This window comes from Neobacillus piezotolerans (assembly GCF_003362805.1).
Lineage (GTDB): Bacteria > Bacillota > Bacilli > Bacillales > Cytobacillaceae > Bacillus_D > Bacillus_D piezotolerans.
This window is the reverse complement of the sequence record NZ_QNQT01000001.1, coordinates 59,246-74,714: the sequence shown is the minus strand read 5'-3', so window position 1 is coordinate 74,714 and position 15,469 is coordinate 59,246. Positions and strand designations below refer to the sequence as shown.

At 40.3% G+C, this 15,469-nt stretch carries 14 protein-coding genes and 1 pseudogene; 5 read left to right on the top strand and 10 right to left on the bottom strand.

The window, feature by feature from the left end; all coding sequences use genetic code 11:
• Positions 1–143 precede the first annotated feature (143 nt).
• The 3 genes from DRW41_RS00420 to DRW41_RS00410 all read left to right on the top strand — a co-directional run bounded on the left by DRW41_RS00420 (position 144) and on the right by DRW41_RS00410 (position 2,258).
• Positions 144–923 (top strand): putative protein N(5)-glutamine methyltransferase, encoded by a 780-nt coding sequence (locus tag DRW41_RS00420; RefSeq protein WP_115449985.1) that lies wholly within the window; start codon positions 144–146, stop codon positions 921–923.
• 42 nt (positions 924–965) lie between these two features.
• Positions 966–1,721: a phosphotransferase family protein gene (locus DRW41_RS00415; RefSeq protein ID WP_115449984.1), complete on the top strand. Its 756-nt coding sequence runs from the start codon at positions 966–968 to the stop codon at positions 1,719–1,721.
• Between the two features lie 114 nt (positions 1,722–1,835).
• Complete coding sequence (locus DRW41_RS00410; RefSeq protein ID WP_115449983.1) at positions 1,836–2,258, top strand: hypothetical protein; 423 nt, start codon at positions 1,836–1,838, stop codon at positions 2,256–2,258.
• Between the two features lie 135 nt (positions 2,259–2,393).
• Here DRW41_RS00410 and DRW41_RS00405 read toward each other — a convergent pair whose 3' ends face one another.
• Both DRW41_RS00405 and DRW41_RS00400 read right to left on the bottom strand, forming a co-directional pair.
• Positions 2,394–2,639 (bottom strand): hypothetical protein, encoded by a 246-nt coding sequence (locus DRW41_RS00405; RefSeq protein ID WP_115449982.1) that lies wholly within the window; start codon positions 2,637–2,639, stop codon positions 2,394–2,396.
• Between the two features lie 151 nt (positions 2,640–2,790).
• Entirely contained in the window at positions 2,791–3,663 is an 873-nt protein-coding gene (locus DRW41_RS00400) for a LysR family transcriptional regulator (RefSeq protein ID WP_115449981.1), read from the bottom strand.
• A gap of 124 nt (positions 3,664–3,787) precedes the next feature.
• Between DRW41_RS00400 and DRW41_RS00395 the strand changes: the two genes are divergently transcribed.
• Complete coding sequence (locus tag DRW41_RS00395) at positions 3,788–5,074, top strand: NCS2 family permease (RefSeq protein ID WP_115449980.1); 1,287 nt, start codon at positions 3,788–3,790, stop codon at positions 5,072–5,074.
• Positions 5,075–5,275: 201 nt separating this feature from the next.
• Here the strand turns inward: DRW41_RS00395 and DRW41_RS00390 are convergent, their stop codons facing one another.
• The 3 genes and pseudogenes from DRW41_RS00390 to DRW41_RS23305 all read right to left on the bottom strand — a co-directional run.
• A complete protein-coding gene (locus tag DRW41_RS00390) occupies positions 5,276–5,611 on the bottom strand; it encodes a hypothetical protein (RefSeq protein WP_115449979.1) in 336 nt (111 codons plus the stop codon).
• Positions 5,612–5,721: 110 nt separating this feature from the next.
• Positions 5,722–6,363 (bottom strand): hypothetical protein, encoded by a 642-nt coding sequence (locus DRW41_RS00385; protein ID WP_181884351.1) that lies wholly within the window; start codon positions 6,361–6,363, stop codon positions 5,722–5,724.
• Positions 6,356–6,530, bottom strand: a pseudogene (locus DRW41_RS23305) (sugar phosphate nucleotidyltransferase); the annotation flags it as partial. The pseudogene DRW41_RS23305 and the gene DRW41_RS00385, both read right to left, overlap by 8 nt.
• A 452-nt stretch (positions 6,531–6,982) precedes the next feature.
• Between DRW41_RS23305 and DRW41_RS00375 the strand changes: the two are divergent.
• A complete protein-coding gene (locus tag DRW41_RS00375) occupies positions 6,983–7,774 on the top strand; it encodes a HipA family kinase (protein WP_115449977.1) in 792 nt (263 codons plus the stop codon).
• A 463-nt stretch (positions 7,775–8,237) separates the two neighbouring features.
• On the opposite strand, the gene DRW41_RS00370 is transcribed toward DRW41_RS00375, so the two are convergent.
• The 5 genes from DRW41_RS00370 to DRW41_RS23915 form a co-directional block, all read right to left on the bottom strand.
• Positions 8,238–9,026: a nitroreductase family protein gene (locus DRW41_RS00370; RefSeq protein ID WP_245959297.1), complete on the bottom strand. Its 789-nt coding sequence runs from the start codon at positions 9,024–9,026 to the stop codon at positions 8,238–8,240.
• Positions 9,027–9,245: 219 nt separating this feature from the next.
• The gene (locus DRW41_RS00365; protein ID WP_115449975.1) at positions 9,246–10,820 is read right to left on the bottom strand and encodes a SagB family peptide dehydrogenase; all 1,575 of its coding nucleotides are present in this window, start codon (positions 10,818–10,820) and stop codon (positions 9,246–9,248) included.
• 24 nt (positions 10,821–10,844) lie between these two features.
• The gene (locus DRW41_RS00360; RefSeq protein WP_115449974.1) at positions 10,845–12,785 is read right to left on the bottom strand and encodes a TOMM precursor leader peptide-binding protein; all 1,941 of its coding nucleotides are present in this window, start codon (positions 12,783–12,785) and stop codon (positions 10,845–10,847) included.
• Complete coding sequence (locus DRW41_RS00355; protein ID WP_115449973.1) at positions 12,773–14,710, bottom strand: putative thiazole-containing bacteriocin maturation protein; 1,938 nt, start codon at positions 14,708–14,710, stop codon at positions 12,773–12,775. Before DRW41_RS00355 ends, DRW41_RS00360 begins: the two co-directional genes overlap by 13 nt.
• Positions 14,711–14,927: 217 nt before the next feature.
• Positions 14,928–15,236 carry a heterocycloanthracin/sonorensin family bacteriocin gene (locus tag DRW41_RS23915; RefSeq protein WP_115449972.1) on the bottom strand — a complete coding sequence of 103 codons (309 nt, stop codon included), beginning with the start codon at positions 15,234–15,236 and terminating at the stop codon, positions 14,928–14,930.
• Positions 15,237–15,469 lie beyond the last annotated feature (233 nt).

Here is a 15,469-nt window from a genome sequence, read left to right as displayed (position 1 = left end):
CTGCATCAATTTCTTAACTTCTGAAAATGTCCAATTAATTTATTATAGAAGGGCCTTTGGATATTTATGTTAAAATCAAGGTGGTTGGCTAATTGAATAAGAAGGTACATATATCAGATTAGGGAAGTGGTGAGACTATTTTTATAGATAACAAAACCGAAAAAAGCATAATGAACAGACTACGGAGTGAGGGGTGTATCTTCGCTGAAGAAGAAACACAGTTACTTACCTCTGAGGCTCGAAGTATAGAAGAATTAATGAATATGGTAAAAAAACGAGTAAGTGGTTTGCCGCTTGAATACGTGCTTGGCTTTACAACTTTTTGTGGCCTGCGAATAGAAGTCGAACAAGGAGTTTTTATACCACGCCCACGTACGGAGTTTCTGGTTCAGCAAGCAACATTTTTAACTCGCCAATTTGATATTGTTTTGGATTTATGCTGCGGGACCGGTGCTGTAGGCGCTGCAATAGCAACCGACCATAAAAGGATTTTATTGCACTCCGTTGATATTGACCCCGTTGCTGTCCGATGTGCTTTACGTAACTTAACAAAGATTGGCGGACACGTTTATCAAGGTGACTTATATGATGTATTGCCTCATACTTTGAGAAGCCAAGTGAACATCATAGTGGCTAACGCACCTTACGTTCCTACTGACTCAGTAAAACTCCTACCGCGAGAGGCCCGTTTATATGAACCAAAAGTGGCACTTGACGGAGGTAACGATGGCCTAGATCTTCATCGTTTGGTAGCGCAAAAGGCACCCCAATGGCTTTTACCTGGGGGCAATCTATTGATTGAAACGAGCCAAATGCAGGGTGCAAAAACAATGGAAGTCTTTGTTAAAGCCGGACTAATTGCCAAAATAGCCAGAGATGAAGAATTGGATGCAACAGTTGTTATTGGTACAAAACCGGGCTAAGGTGCAGTTGTTGTAGTTTAGAAAAATTAAGGAGAGAAACGAATGAATTTTGGTACCCCGATAGCAATAGGAAATACAGCGGAAATCTATCTCTATCAAAACAAGATTTACAAAGTTTTTAAAGACTACTTGCCCGAAACGGAATCTATTCTTGAATCCGAAAAGCAAAAATATGCTTATTCGTTTGGACTTCCTGTACCAAAAATAATTGATGTTACGAAAATAAATGGTAAACAAGCTATTATTATGGAGTATATCAAGGGCCGATCAATAGGCGATATTCTTTCTGAAAACATGGAACAAGCAGAATATTACATGAACATTTTGGTTCAAATACACCAAAAAATTCATAAGGTTGAGGCTGAGGTGGATTCAATAAAACCCATGAAAGAAAAGTTAAGTCGTCAGATAAACTCTACAAATATATTAAGTAACAGGCATAAGTCCGTTTTAATACAAAAATTGAATAACATTACCTTTAAAAGCAGACTATGTCATGGGGATTATCATCCGTTTAACGTGATAATGACAGATAATAACGCGACAATTATAGATTGGGTGGATGCCAGTGCGGGGGATATTCGCGCCGATGTATATCGTACATATCTCCTCTATTCCCAGGTTTCAACTGAATTAGCTGAGATGTACTTGGATCTTTATTGTGAGAGAAGCGGTTTGGAAAAAGATGAAGTTTTGCAATGGGCGCCAATTATAGCAGCGGCAAGAATGGCTGAAAATGTACCGGCTGAGGACTCGAAACGACTTTTAGCCATAATAAATCAATCCTGTCCTTTATAGGGAATAATACGGATATCCTTAATGTCCTTCTAAAATGGGCCGCTTTTATTTATTTAACAAACGGGGAATGGAAGGGGAAGTGGCCATTTATTGAATACTACCGGAGGTGTCCTGATGATTTCGGTTGAGAATGCGGAAAGCTACTTTAAAAATAAAATTGGTAAAGATAGCGATGATATAAGGAAGGTTTGGGAAAGATTTAAGGATTCTTGTAAAGAAACAGTCCAGGGAGAAGAAGAGAAAGAAAACCTATTTCAATGTGGTGTTTATGATTTTACCGGGGAAGAACTATTTCACCTTGATTTTGTACGTCAGTTTACCGTTTACGAAGAAGATAAGTATTCTCGTATGGAACAGCTTCACTGTGAATTTTTATTTAAACCAACAGATGAATTAAACATGTTAGAAACAGCAGAAAGGTCGATGGATTTTGATGATGTAGATGATTTTTTCAATCATATAGAAAACCTTCAGGAGTTTAAAATACCTTTGACATTAAAGCCGATTAAATTAGAAATTTATCAAAACGAAGTATAAGCCTACTGGGCTAACAGGCGGGACACCGCCAATAGTAAAAGAAAATCCAAGCTCAACGCCGTCAAGAGGCACTGAGCTTTTTTGCGCAAAATATATCGGGTGTCAGGCTAATCCTAACCTGAAAGCCCTCATCCATTATATGAATCTAGTCTCATCTTTAGGATTATTCAACAGTGTTTTTTCGAGCTCAAGCCTCATTTTCTCGGTTTCAATTAGATAGTTTTCGTGTTTGAGCTTCTCCAGTTCCAGCTGGTCTTTCACCATACCGGCTGTTATTTGCGACTGCTTTCGAATATGGCTTGTAATTATAGCCGTGATTGGGATACTAAATATCATAACAACAGGAACCAATACCATAAAAGCAGCAATAGACCCGGTCATGGCAACTCCCCCTTTTATTCAGAATACATATACTTAAATTAATAATAACAAACTTTTCTGAAAGCTATTAAATAATTTCTGAAATTAATTGTTTTAACTTATTTCGTTTAAAGTTTTAACCCACTGGCGAAAAGAGTGGGCGTTTTTATTGTCACAAAATTCTTTTGTATTCCATAATTAGATTCATTAAATTTTTTGCGTGAGCAGAGACATAATGATTTTCCAGCCAAATAACCCCTATGGACGAGGTCATATTTTCATTGCTCATTGGTATTGTGTAAAGGCTATCGATCCCATAGACATCCAAAACAGATTCAGGGATTATCGTTGATCCCATTCCTCCCTTAACCAATTCCATTAATAATTTCATATCGGAACACTCTCCAATATGATTAAGTTGAAGGTTTTGCTTAGTAAATGCCTCTAGAATTGTATTATAAATGCCCAGACCCTCCGTACTTGGAATAATAAGCGGAATCTGCGAAATTTCTTCTAATGAAATGGCGTATGTTTCCTTATTTGTTACAAAGTAAAAGGGCTCATTATTTATATGCTGGTAAGTAAAACCCCGATGTTCAAGTGGCAGCCGTACAAACGCGATTTCAATTGCCCTCGTTTTTACCATTTCAGCTAAATAATACGAATCATTTTGAACAATTTTTAATGATACAAGTGGATATCTTTTATGGAAGGATTGAATGAAATCCGAAAATCCTGAAAGAGACAAAGTATTGATTCCTACTGATAATACACCTTTTTTTCCTTCCTCGGTTTCCTGTATTTCATTTTTTATTTCTTCTATGCTGTTCACAACATTCAGGGCTCTTGTATAGAGGACAGTGCCTTTATCGGTTAATTCCATACTTTTGCCACTACGTTCGAACAATTTAACACCCAGCTCATTTTCCAATTGTTTCAACTGCATACTTAGTGGCGGTTGGGTCATGTGGAGCCGTGCGGCAGCTGCTGTTAAATTCTTTTCCTCGGCAATCGCAATAAAATACCGTAACTGTTTAATGTCCATAAGCGTCTCCTTCTATTCAAAAAACGTATAGTTCCTATTTGAATTATATATTTTTCAAATAGTTAGGTCCATGCTATGATTACCTTCATGTTTAGTTGAAAGTTAAAGCAGGAAGGTGATTCATATGGAGCGTTTTTTTAAATTTAATCAATATGATACATCAATAGGAAAAGAAATTTCCGCAGGCCTTATTTCATATATAACTGTAGCCTACATTATTGTTGTGAATGCGATGATTTTGGAGAATGCAGGAATTCCCTTGGAGGCCGGGATTATAGCAACAATATTAACGAGTTTTATTGGTTGCTTAATCGTAGGAATATGGAGTAATACACCTCTTATTCTCATTCCGGGTATGGGGCTCAATGCGATGTTTACTTACACAATCGTTCAGTCCGGGGGATTTACTTGGCAGGAAGCGCTGGCTATGGTATTTGTTTCAGGCCTGATTTTTGTCGCTATTGCCTTTACACCCCTTGCGAAAATCATTACTGCCTCAATTCCTAGTTCCTTAAAAGAAGCCATAACCATTGGAATTGGGATCTTATTAATTTTAATCGGTTTTGAAAATGCCGGCATTATTACGAAATCGGAACACACGCTGCTTGCAATTGGAGATTTAAGCAGCCCCACAGCTCTCATAACATTTGCAGGGTTGATTATTACAATTTTATTATTTGTCAAAAATGTTCCTGGAAACCTGTTAATAAGTATAGTCATTACATCTTTTTTAACAATTTGGTTTGGAGGGTCTTCCATTAAGGGCGTTTCCCTTTCATTGCCATCTTTTAATGAATACATCGGCGTGTTTGGCCAAATATCATGGGCACATGCGGGAAATATCGTTTTCTGGCTAACGTCCATCTCATTTGCCATGGTCATTGTGTTTGAGAACATTGGCTTGATACATGGGCACAGCAAAATGCTGAACCGCCCCGAAAGCAGCAAAAAATCACTTCAGGCGACAGCTGTTTCAGTTTTATCTTCCGGAATTTTCGGTACGAGTCCCACTGTAGCATCTGTGGAAGCTGCGGCGGGAATTACAGCTGGAGGAAGAACAGGCTTAACAAGCATTGTCGCAGGATTTATGTTCCTTATTTCTATTCTGTTTATACCAGTAATCAAAATCGTACCGGCAAGCGCGGTTTCGCCAATCCTTATATTAATAGGGCTTCTTATGCTGCAAAACATCGTTCACATTTCAATGGATGACTTGGCTGAGAGTATTCCGGCATTATTAATTATTGTATTGATTCCTTTGACGTATAGCATTGCGGATGGAATGGCAATTGGCTTTATCCTCTATCCACTGTTAAAACTCTTAATGGGAAAAGGGAAGGAAATTCACCCTGTCCTTTATATGATTGCGATTCTGTTTGTTAGCAATTTTGTTATACAGTATATTTTTTAAGAGGAACAGCATTGGCTCGGGAGTGGCTGTATTAAAATAGAAGCTGACCCCTGCCACGGGTTCCGTCGCCTATCGCAAAACTTAAATTTACACATTCATTAGCACCGTATTTGCGGTGCTTTTTGTTTTTTTGGAAAATTAAAATAGCCTAGCTCCGTAGAACTAAGCTATCCCCGCTTTTATTTTAAAGTTGTTTAGCCTTTAGTTTAATAACAAATATAAATTATGTCCCTTAATACTTTCCAATGCTTGTCGAAAGCTCCCCTCAAACCTTTCCCCTTGAGGGTCTATTGCATGCTCACATCTTGCAGTGTAAGCCATACAAAATGTAGCTGCAGCTGATATTTTTTGCAACTCTTTTTTTGTAAATAATTTTCCCCTATGATATTCGTAATCCCTTACAAATTCGTATGCTTCCTCACGGGAGGGAGTAATTTTGGTTTCGATATCCCAGGTAGTCGTAAATGTTGCAGCAGCGATTCCTAATAGGTTTAACTCATCTTCTACTACTAGACTGTCCCAATCATATACCATCACTACCTCATCATCCTTTAACCGAACATTCTTTAACGACCAGTCAGAATGACCAAGGATGGTTTCCCCCTTAATTTCTTGAACTGTTCTTTTTGCTTTCCTTGCAATGTCGTCTATCCATTCAGCACCTTTAGCTGATTTTTCAAAATTAAATAACGCGTTGTGCGGTTTTGGATAAAGTGTGGGGCTGGTCCACAGCGTTCCCTGGTTAAATCCAGCTTGTTTTTTATAAGGATTAGCACTTTCAATAAGTTTGTAAAACGCTGCTGCCATTGCATCCCGATTGAGGGATTGTGTGCATCTTTCTGTTCCCCAATATCCTCATAGGAGTTGGTTGTTACAATTCCAATCCCAATATCAATTGGGTCAAGGATAACTTTAGGACAAGGAAATCCATTTTTAGATAGATGCCTTTGTATCTTTGAAATCGTTGTCAAACTGTCCAATGAAATTACATTTATGTCATCTTTGTTAGTTGGTTTATTTACTTTTAGAAATATGTCTCTTCCATCAAGGAGAGATAAACCGAATGAGGCTCCAACGCTAAATCCAACATAAAGGCAAGCTCCTACAGGACTCCCCAATTTCTCTTGGCAGAAAGTACTAATCATTTCCGAAATGGTATTAGCATCAATGGTATTTAAAATAGATTTACTTAAAATTTGGTTGGTTTCTGATTCCAATATCACTGACAAAGAGTCCACTAAACTTTGTTTTTGCATTTTATCACCTTCTTTTAGTTTTTTAACTAACAATTCCAGATGCAACGGCTTCTTCGACAATATATTGAATTGCCGGTTTATCTACAACCGGAGGCATTCTTGCGGCAATTACTTGGTTGTAGGAAGCAACCTTGTCCCAATCCCGTCGCAGGAATAACAGCTTTCCTAATTTTCACTCCAACATTCTCCTTTCTTAACATTTAGATATGTATAAGACAAACCATCAAAATGTGGTTAGTGTGCTCATCACACTAAAAAAATTTAATGCAATAAACTAGTTATCTATGAAAAGGCAGTTCGCACATATTTATATTCTTTATAGGTTTTTAGACGTTTCTTCTAATAAATAACAGCAGGATACAGATTATCTTCATTGTGCATTGCCTAAATGTATTTGTGCCAATTTTTTTGAATTAGGACAAGCGTATAATCCATTATGGCAAATTTACATATCTTAACTCTTGAAAAGAAGCGCGCTGTCATAAGTATTGATGCGGATTTCAGAACGGAGGGGCGATTTCCTGGATTTCCAATGAGTCGGATCCTGTCGTTTGGAGTATGTCGCGAAATCCTATCTTTGGATATGGCTTTTGCTTAGGGCTTATATTTACATCCCCCTCGGCATCATTTGGTCTAAGAGTGGAGTATCAGGTTGACAAAGGAGGTTAAAATTGGGGTGAATGTTAATTTAAAGCCTGTTGAGCTGGTAGAATCAATCAAGAAAGGTTATTCGAAGCCTCAGTGTATAAGGTTTAGTGATGGTCATAAGTATGTAGTAAAATTTAAAAATAACCCTTCGGGAACGAGAATACTGGTGAACGAGTACATTGCTGCAAAGTTTGGCCAGCTTCTCTCACTTCCTGTGGTTCCTTTTGAAGTTGTCCAAATTTCAGACGCTTTCATCAAGGATTATCCAATTCTATCTAAACATAAATTTACTTCTGGCAGCCAGTTTGCCAGTTTGTTTATTGACAACTGCATCCATCTTGACATGAGATCACGTAATGAAAACATAATAGTAAGTAATCGGAAGCATTTGGCAGGAACAATCGTATTCGATCTTTGGATAGGCAATACGGATCGAAAAGAGAACAATTTCCTTTTGGAACCTGTTAGAAATGGGGAATATTACCTCCATTTGATTGATCATGGACGTTGTTTTTCCGATGAGGACTGGACAGTGAAGTCACTAATAAAAATGCCAGATATGAATATCAAGCAAAATGTCCATAAGTGGTTAGCTTCTCTCCTACCAAACCAAAACGAACTGCTGAAAGCAATTGAAAAAGTTGTGAATATTTCAGAAAAAGCAATTTATAATATAATCAATTCCATCCCTGACGATTGGGATGTATTGGATAAGGAAAGAGAGGCACTTGTCACTCATTTGGTCAGTGGACAAAAACTTTTACCACAGCTGCGACTCCCGTCAATCAAAAAATAAGAACTGCTCCAAAGGGGTGACTTTGGGGCAGTCTCTTATTCTACTCTGACTTTAAGTCGGTAAAGCGGAGTCGTTTTCCTACCTTTTATACCATTTTGGACTTATTTCCTGGACCAATCGAATGAATGGTTCAGCTTCCGCCGCCATATCCTAAATTAGCTTTTTAGCAAAGTGCACAGGTTGAGGATTTATCATGTGCACCACGTCAATGAACTTCATTTTTCCTCCGGGAACAAAGTAGAAGTGCCGGTCAGAATGACCGAATCGAATAAATCCTGCTTGTTAAAACGAATCGAGTAAATCAATGATTCTGATAGTTATTTCCCTATTGATCGGGTTCTTGTCCAAATATTCCAAAAGAGTTGGATGATATAAAAATTAGAATGGTTTATTTTGTCGTTTGATCTGTTTGCGTTAGGAAACGGAACCCCTTTAAGCGACGTTTTGCTGAAAACTGCACGGTTCACTCATTCTCCATAAAATTCTGCTTCTCCAAATAGTTGAGGACTGTCTGTGAAAATTCGATGTGCGATTCCTTCGTGTACTTGGCGATTGTATAGATTTGGGCAAGATTTTTCAAACCGAGCTGTTCGGTCATTTCCTTCAGCCTTGGGTTGGCCATGTACCGGTTCCATCCCTTTTCGTTTCTGTCCTTGTAGATTTCGAGAATATCTTCATCTGAATAATCACGGTATGTATCATAGTGGACGAGTCCATGCCTTGGCAAGCGATCGCGCGGCGCTGGATTTTCGGCTGGGTAGCCCAGTGAATACCCGACAACTGGGACGACATTCGGCGGCAAATTCAGCAGCTCGCCAATCTGGTCGCAATTTGCAAGCGTCGAGCCCATATAACAAATCCCCAACCCCGCATTCTCTGCGGCCAGGGCGCAGTTTTGCGCGGCAAGCGTTGCATCAATCGCACCAATCATAAAGCTCATGAAGTTATCGAAGTGGACAGGTGCATCGTTTAGCGCAAGCCATTTTCTCATCCTATTAAAATCGGCGCAAAATGTTAGCAGCACCGGCGCATCTACGACCATCGACTGCTCCATATGCGCCGTGTATAGTTTTTTCCGAAGCTCCTTTTCCCTTGTGACGACAATTGAATACGTCTGCATATTACCGCTGGAAGAGGCCCGAATTCCCGCATCTAAAATTTGCTCGAGCAGTTCCTGGCTCACTTCCCGGTCTTCATATTCCCGTATCGATCTGTGTCCGTGTATAACATCGTTGAATTCCAAACCTATCACTCCTTCTAAAGAAACTATATCATTTAATCCGAATGTTCTGAATAAAAAAATTTCGTTTTACGAAAAAACCAGTTTCCATTTGAACGTAAAAAAACCACCTGCTTATAAACCAGCAGATGGCTTTTCAGAGTGGCGGTCTATTCGTGAAACATTTTGTGAAACAAGAAAATTCGGGGAGTGACAGGCACTGTTCGGTTTTTTTCGGTTGGCGCGGTTCGGTTAGTTTTGCAAACTCCCTCTTAACCAGGCGCGTGGACGGTAAGATCCGACGGGAATTTCGATCAAACTGGTTTTTTCTTTGGAGTTGATCCTGTAAAGTTCATCACTTTGGTTCACATCGAATCCTAACAATGCATGCCCTCCCATTCCTAAAGCACAAGACACCAAGCTCAGCCGTTGGACGAGAATGCCCGCTTCCATCTGTTGAATACGGTATCCTCTATACCCAAATGTCCCTTTGAGGTGATCCTTGTCTCCAACCACATGCATACAGAGTGGAACTTGATACATATTTACAAAGGGCATGGTTAATCCAGCTTGTAAAAACTCCCGGTAATCCCCCTCGGCTATTTTCCGAAGTGCATGAGTGCCGTAGTCATATGAATAGGCACCATTAGGAATTCCCTCTACATTATAAAAACTTCCGTATAAAGAAAGACGATTCTCAATATGTCCCTGTGTATCGTCCAGATCATTTTGATACAAGAACGAAACTGTCTCTTTTAATAAAGTGGATAATTGTGTTTGGCTTACTTTTCCTAACGTAAAATCGATGCCAGGAGAATACCGCTCCCTGCAAACAGATGCGAGATCGTACGAAAAACACTCCGTAAATGGCAGCAAGACCATATCCGAACCAAAGGAATACTCAGCTTTATTATTCGTTAATTTTGCAAAGGACTGCGTTGTTTCAAACATCGATTCTTCATTCAATTTTCTCAGTATCGGATAATCAATGACTCTCTTTGAACGGTTATAGGATTCATGGTTCAACGCCGGAACTTCCCGGCACAATTCGGATGCAAAAACTATTTCATCCTTTTTTTCGTTGCCAGTACGAGGGATTGGCTTCGTGCTTAAAGGTATAACCGCATATACACTTTCCTGTTGTTCGGATAATCCAAGTAAATGATTAATTGACCGATCAAGAAATTGATAACATACCTGTGTTGAGAAGCCCATTGTATTGGCCACTTCTAACGATTGCCCAATGGCCACTCCGGCATCCAGCCCTTGGAGCCTGTAGGAAAAATTATTATATTTGTAAAAGTTTTTCCAAAACATAGTTGAGACAAAAACGGTGCAAAAACAATCTGAAATAGGAAGACGATTCCCAAGGCTTCTGGATAAGTAGTTATCGTAATTTCCTTCCCTTAACAAAATAAGGCGATGGTGCGCCACATCGTAATGGTAAATTCCTGTTGGGGCGTCATCTAACTTTACATACACATATAATTCATTAGGATACAATGCCCCTCCCGAGGGAACAAATCTCCGTAAAGACTGTATAAAGCTAACATTCTCGCCCTTGGCTCCATCAATTAAAGGAGATTGAGAGAATTGAGTTTGGCCGTATACATACCATAAGAAATGGCCAAGCTCATCCAGACTAGGGTTTAGATTATCTTCTCTCTTCTTTAGGGTTAAGGGGACTTCAGCGGATAGAGTAATCGCTGGTAAGCCACGATACAATTTATAGGGAAGTGGCGCGTCGTCCCAATCCACTTCCCAATCTGGCGGAAAGATTTTTTCCGTGTCAAAATGCAGTTGGTGTATAAATGTGTCCAGTTCCAAATGTTTTGTCCTCCTACTCTTCCACTATGGGAATGGATGGGGAAATGGATTAAGCTGTTCATACGTTAATGGTTTCGCCTTAAATCCTAGCTGCATGGGTATCTTGAGCACCCGTTCCAAACCTTTCACGCGAGTAAGGTGATGCCCAAATGTCATGGGCAGCATGCCGGGAATGATTACTTTTACACAGAACAATCCATTCCGTTTGATGGTAGGCGAGGTTTGGTCAACTACAATCACATCAAGATTCAAACTTCGGAACCTCTGAAGGATAACTTGAAGATCATCCTTTAAATCAGCATAGGCAGGCGGCTCCTTAAATTCCTCAGCAAACGTACGTAAGGGACCATGATCTTCCAATAAAAAGTTCAGACGTTCCTCTGCCTCTTTCAACCCGTATAACATACCATGGTCCTCCATAGTCCGGACTTCGAACGAATCGTGCAGCATCCTTTCATATGTCTGTCTATTTGTCTCCAATTTTTCATCATCCCTAAACATCATTCCCGCAAGCTCGAATATTGCGCTCTTTACGGCCTTTATAGGATCAGGGTTTGCACCTGCTGCACAAATAATGTTTACACCTTCAGATCTTCTGTTTTTTGCCACTGCCCACACACTTGGAATACCATGCTCCATTGTTGAATTATAAAGATAAAGGTCATACCCCGCCACTTCTTGAATACGGTCCACCATCAGCTGTACTTCTGTATCGTTTGCCGAACGAAGATCAAGCCGTGGAAGGGGGAGCTTGGCATACCAGGATAATAAGAATGAATCCCGTTCGACTACCTCCATGATGCCATGAAAAATGGCTTCCTCTAAACTCCCCCCTAATGCGCATCCGTTTGATGTTTCATATACAAAGCCCTCCCCACAGCCTAAACTATAGTAGGCGAGTAACTCTGGAACCAGAAGCGGGCGTTCTTGTAAAAATGAGTAACCCCAGACCCAATCCATTGCGGCATCAGGATCAAACTTTTTAAAAGGAAAATGAGGCTTTTCATAGTTTTTGGGTTCATGAACACCTACACTTGTAGGATTTAATGCGTTATTTTCTAAATGGCGATAACTATCACGAACGACTGTCCTTTTTCCTCGAGGCTCGATTCCGCAATATCGCTCCAAACCTTCCAAAATGGCAGTCAACTCACTTATTTCATAAGAATTAGTCCGCCCTGCTACCCCCTCAATTCCCCCAAACAGAGGCATCATCACTAAAACATCAGCAAACGGCAGCCTGATATCTTGCATTTTCCCATTCATTATTCCGGTACGCGGATCGAGGTAATCTTTAACTAGCACAGCTTTTAATTCATCCATCGAACGACTGCGATAACTGCCACCATTGATTTTAGGACTTGATTCTAAACGGATTCGGGCTAATTCAGATGTGTCTATGGCCAATGAACTGCACATCGGGCACGATGGGTCAGGCAAGAAAAAGTGACTAGAAGTTGATAACGTCTTCAGATTCATAATGAATACTTTTTCCTGTAAGTTGCTGGGCTCTCCTTGAAGAATTCTCCTTACTTCATTACTGATCAAATCTGCCATTTGAGCTAATCCCGTGTGCGATACCCAGGCATCTCGCAGTGGACCTTCTCCTGCTGCCCTTTGCCCTCGAAACGCCAACATTTCCCGTTGATCTGAACCCGCTATTAAAATCCGGATATCAGCACAGCAGGAACATCCCGGTGTATCTGGGTGTACGAATGGACCAATGATTCCTTCCCCAAACGAAACGAAACCTCGAAGCCATGGGATGCCTGCTTCCCTAAGTCTTTCCTCCGCTTTTTGATGAACCAATGGTTGCCAAGTATCATGGAGTACAAGAGCTAACCCTGTCTCAGCCGGAACGTCTTCTCCTATACTTTGACGCTTTATGTTATGGCTTCCAAACAATTGATTATAGACAAGATCTGCCAATAATCCCTTTCCATCCATTAGAATTAATGCTGCCAATAGGATTCCTCCTCCCGAACCTGTACCCCAAATACCCCTGTTAGTTCCTCTTTTAAAAAAGGTTCGAACGAAAGATCATAAACAAACAAGTGTTTCCTATTTTCTTTTAAGACTTGAATAGCAGATTGCAGTAGCTCTAATTGAGTCATTTCATCACAAGAAGGAATGTTGAGTCTGAATCCCCTTTTTTCCAAAAAATCGGCTGGCTCTTTTTTTTGCCTTATCATTGAATGAACCTGGTTTTGAGTATTTAAAAGTGCTAGTTGTAATGCATTTCGTAATGCAAGTGTTAAATTTATACCTGCCTTTGTGTACGATTGGCCTTTCGACCTTACCCGTATGACAGGGAAACCCAGAATATCGTCTCTTAACTCGATGTTCGATGGACCATTTAAGGTGTTCAGTGCATTTAAATAATATCTGCAATGCTTATCCTCAATTAATACTTGCTGCAAATCTATAATCGTTCCCTGTTGGTCTCCCTTTCTTTCATTTAATTCTTCATCCAAAAATCTTTGCAGCCCTCGGCAAACGGCCTCTTCGATTGTTTCTCCCGCTCCGATACCCATAAAACCCTCTTGAGCGCTCGAGTTATCGATCAATTGGGAAACGTACATTTCAACGCCAGTCAGCCCGGCATGCCGTTTTGCTTCCTCATGTGTTAAACCAGCACAAATTACTTCGGGAAGAAGTTCTGATGGCCCCTCGGAAACTGGATTAACTGCCTGAACATAACACTGCGCCAGAGGCAGCTGTGTCAAATCCCGTTCCTCCCATGTATGGAGAATTCCTATCTCTTCAGAAGTTAACAGACTAAAGTATTCCAATAGTTTAGTAGGTGGAGAATTTCTGTTAGATTCATGTTCAATCCTTAAATCAAGGTCTTCTAACAGCCTTGGCGTTGTATTTGTAGACGTAACCAAAGGGTGTGCAAGGAATGATAACCAGTCGCCTTCCAATGTTTCAAGATCAAGCATGTAAATTTGATTGCTTTGAGTCGAACCTGCAATGCCTGCAGCCTTCTTGAAAAATTCAAATACAAGGACATTTGCCAAAATGGATCCAGCTGTTGAAGAGAAGTTGTTAGGCTGCTGATTAACTACTCCAACGGCAGAATGATGAAGGCGGCGCCAAGCAGACTCCCAGCATTCCTCTGATTCTGGATGAACGACAGGCCCAGATAGCCCTACCTGTTCTAAACATATAGCAGGCAGGAATACCTTTCCTTCCTCCTTGCAAACTGCATTAAGGTTCCTAAGTTCATTTACATTCCCATCCTGCGAGACATATAGAACCCAATCATAGGCTTTCACAGCTTGTTTCCAAAAACCTTTGTGTTCCCCTTTTTCAAATGGGATTCCCTTAACCTCCACCTCGGAGTCGACTTCACGGGCATTCTGCACCAGCTCAGCAATCCGCAGTCGATTTGTAGGCATCGATTCAGTTGCCAGAAAATTGAATTTAGGAAGTCCCGATTCAATCAATGCACCCACCAAAGAAACTAAAATGGGACCAGCCCCGACTGCCAGAACTTTAGCCTGACGGAACTCCTGAAATCGGTACGTACCGGAATCAACAAAATTCTCGATAAATTCAATTTGCGAAGAATATTTTTCAAGAACTGTACGGTTTAATTCATGTGGTCGTTCTTGACTTATATCTCGTACAAAACCATTCTTGAACAACGTTTCTCCAATCTCATATACCCTTGTGCTATACTGGGCAGTTAGTCCCTCTGTTAATTCCCCCAATGTTCGCTCCCCGTTGAACATTGGCATCAGCGTTTCGATCCACTGATAAATCGTACTGCCTTTCATTCGGAAAGAGCTTTCGTTATTTCTAAAATACACACCACCTTCTGGATCTGGCAGATAAAATGTATCTCTTTTTACCTTCAGCCTTGTTGACGAGTTAAGTTTTGTCATTCCGCTCCTCCTTAATTCTAATCAATACAACTCTGCACTATTATTCTATGTAGTTTTATTTGTCCCATATGATTTATGAAAAGCGAAAGCGCCTTCGAAGCTTACTCTTGTGGAGTTGGACAATTCTCGAAGAGAAGGTATACTTTCTATTTTTACAAAAGCAGTGTCCCTGCCATAAGCTCGCAGGGACACACATTTTGGTAAAATACAAGTTTTTTTAAATCCAAAAGCCAATGCCGAAACAACTAAAACCGAAACAACCACCGCAACCAAAACCGAAACAACCACCGCAACCAAAACCAAAACAACCGCCGCAACCGCCACAACGGAAAAAGCCTCCGCAACGACCAAAACCAAAACCTCCGCAACGGCCAAATCCTCCACAGCGGCCAAAGCCTCCGCAACGGCCAAAGCCTCCGCAACGGCCAAACCGTGCATCCTCACTATAAGGATCCAGAGGAATTAACTCGCCAGCTTGGTATGGGGCAATTTCCAAGCTTTGCAATGGATTTTGAAAATTCTGCATTTTTCCCTCTCCTTTGTATATTTTTTATCAGGTGAAGCCAACACCTGACGTGAGAGCTGAAAGGATTAATAATCAATTTGGGCATATCCATCCATCAGATAATTCGTGTACTCTCCTCAACAAAGTATGATTTATTTTAGGCCGCTGTTACTGATGTAAGAGCCTATTTCCAAGTAAACGTTTTTATCTTTATTTTCATTGTCAAAGGCACTTAAAAAATATCACTTTTTTTC

Excerpts from the sequence above, each read along its gene's own strand:
- DRW41_RS00415 (WP_115449984.1), top strand. The coding sequence starts at position 966 with ATGAATTTTGGTACCCCGATAGCAATAGGAAATACAGCGGAAATCTAT.
- DRW41_RS00400 (WP_115449981.1), bottom strand. The coding sequence starts at position 3,663 with ATGGACATTAAACAGTTACGGTATTTTATTGCGATTGCCGAGGAAAAG.
- DRW41_RS00355 (WP_115449973.1), bottom strand. The coding sequence starts at position 14,710 with ATGACAAAACTTAACTCGTCAACAAGGCTGAAGGTAAAAAGAGATACA.
- DRW41_RS00405 (WP_115449982.1), bottom strand. The coding sequence starts at position 2,639 with ATGACCGGGTCTATTGCTGCTTTTATGGTATTGGTTCCTGTTGTTATG.
- DRW41_RS00410 (WP_115449983.1), top strand. The coding sequence starts at position 1,836 with ATGATTTCGGTTGAGAATGCGGAAAGCTACTTTAAAAATAAAATTGGT.
- DRW41_RS00395 (WP_115449980.1), top strand. The coding sequence starts at position 3,788 with ATGGAGCGTTTTTTTAAATTTAATCAATATGATACATCAATAGGAAAA.
- DRW41_RS23915 (WP_115449972.1), bottom strand. The coding sequence starts at position 15,236 with ATGCAGAATTTTCAAAATCCATTGCAAAGCTTGGAAATTGCCCCATAC.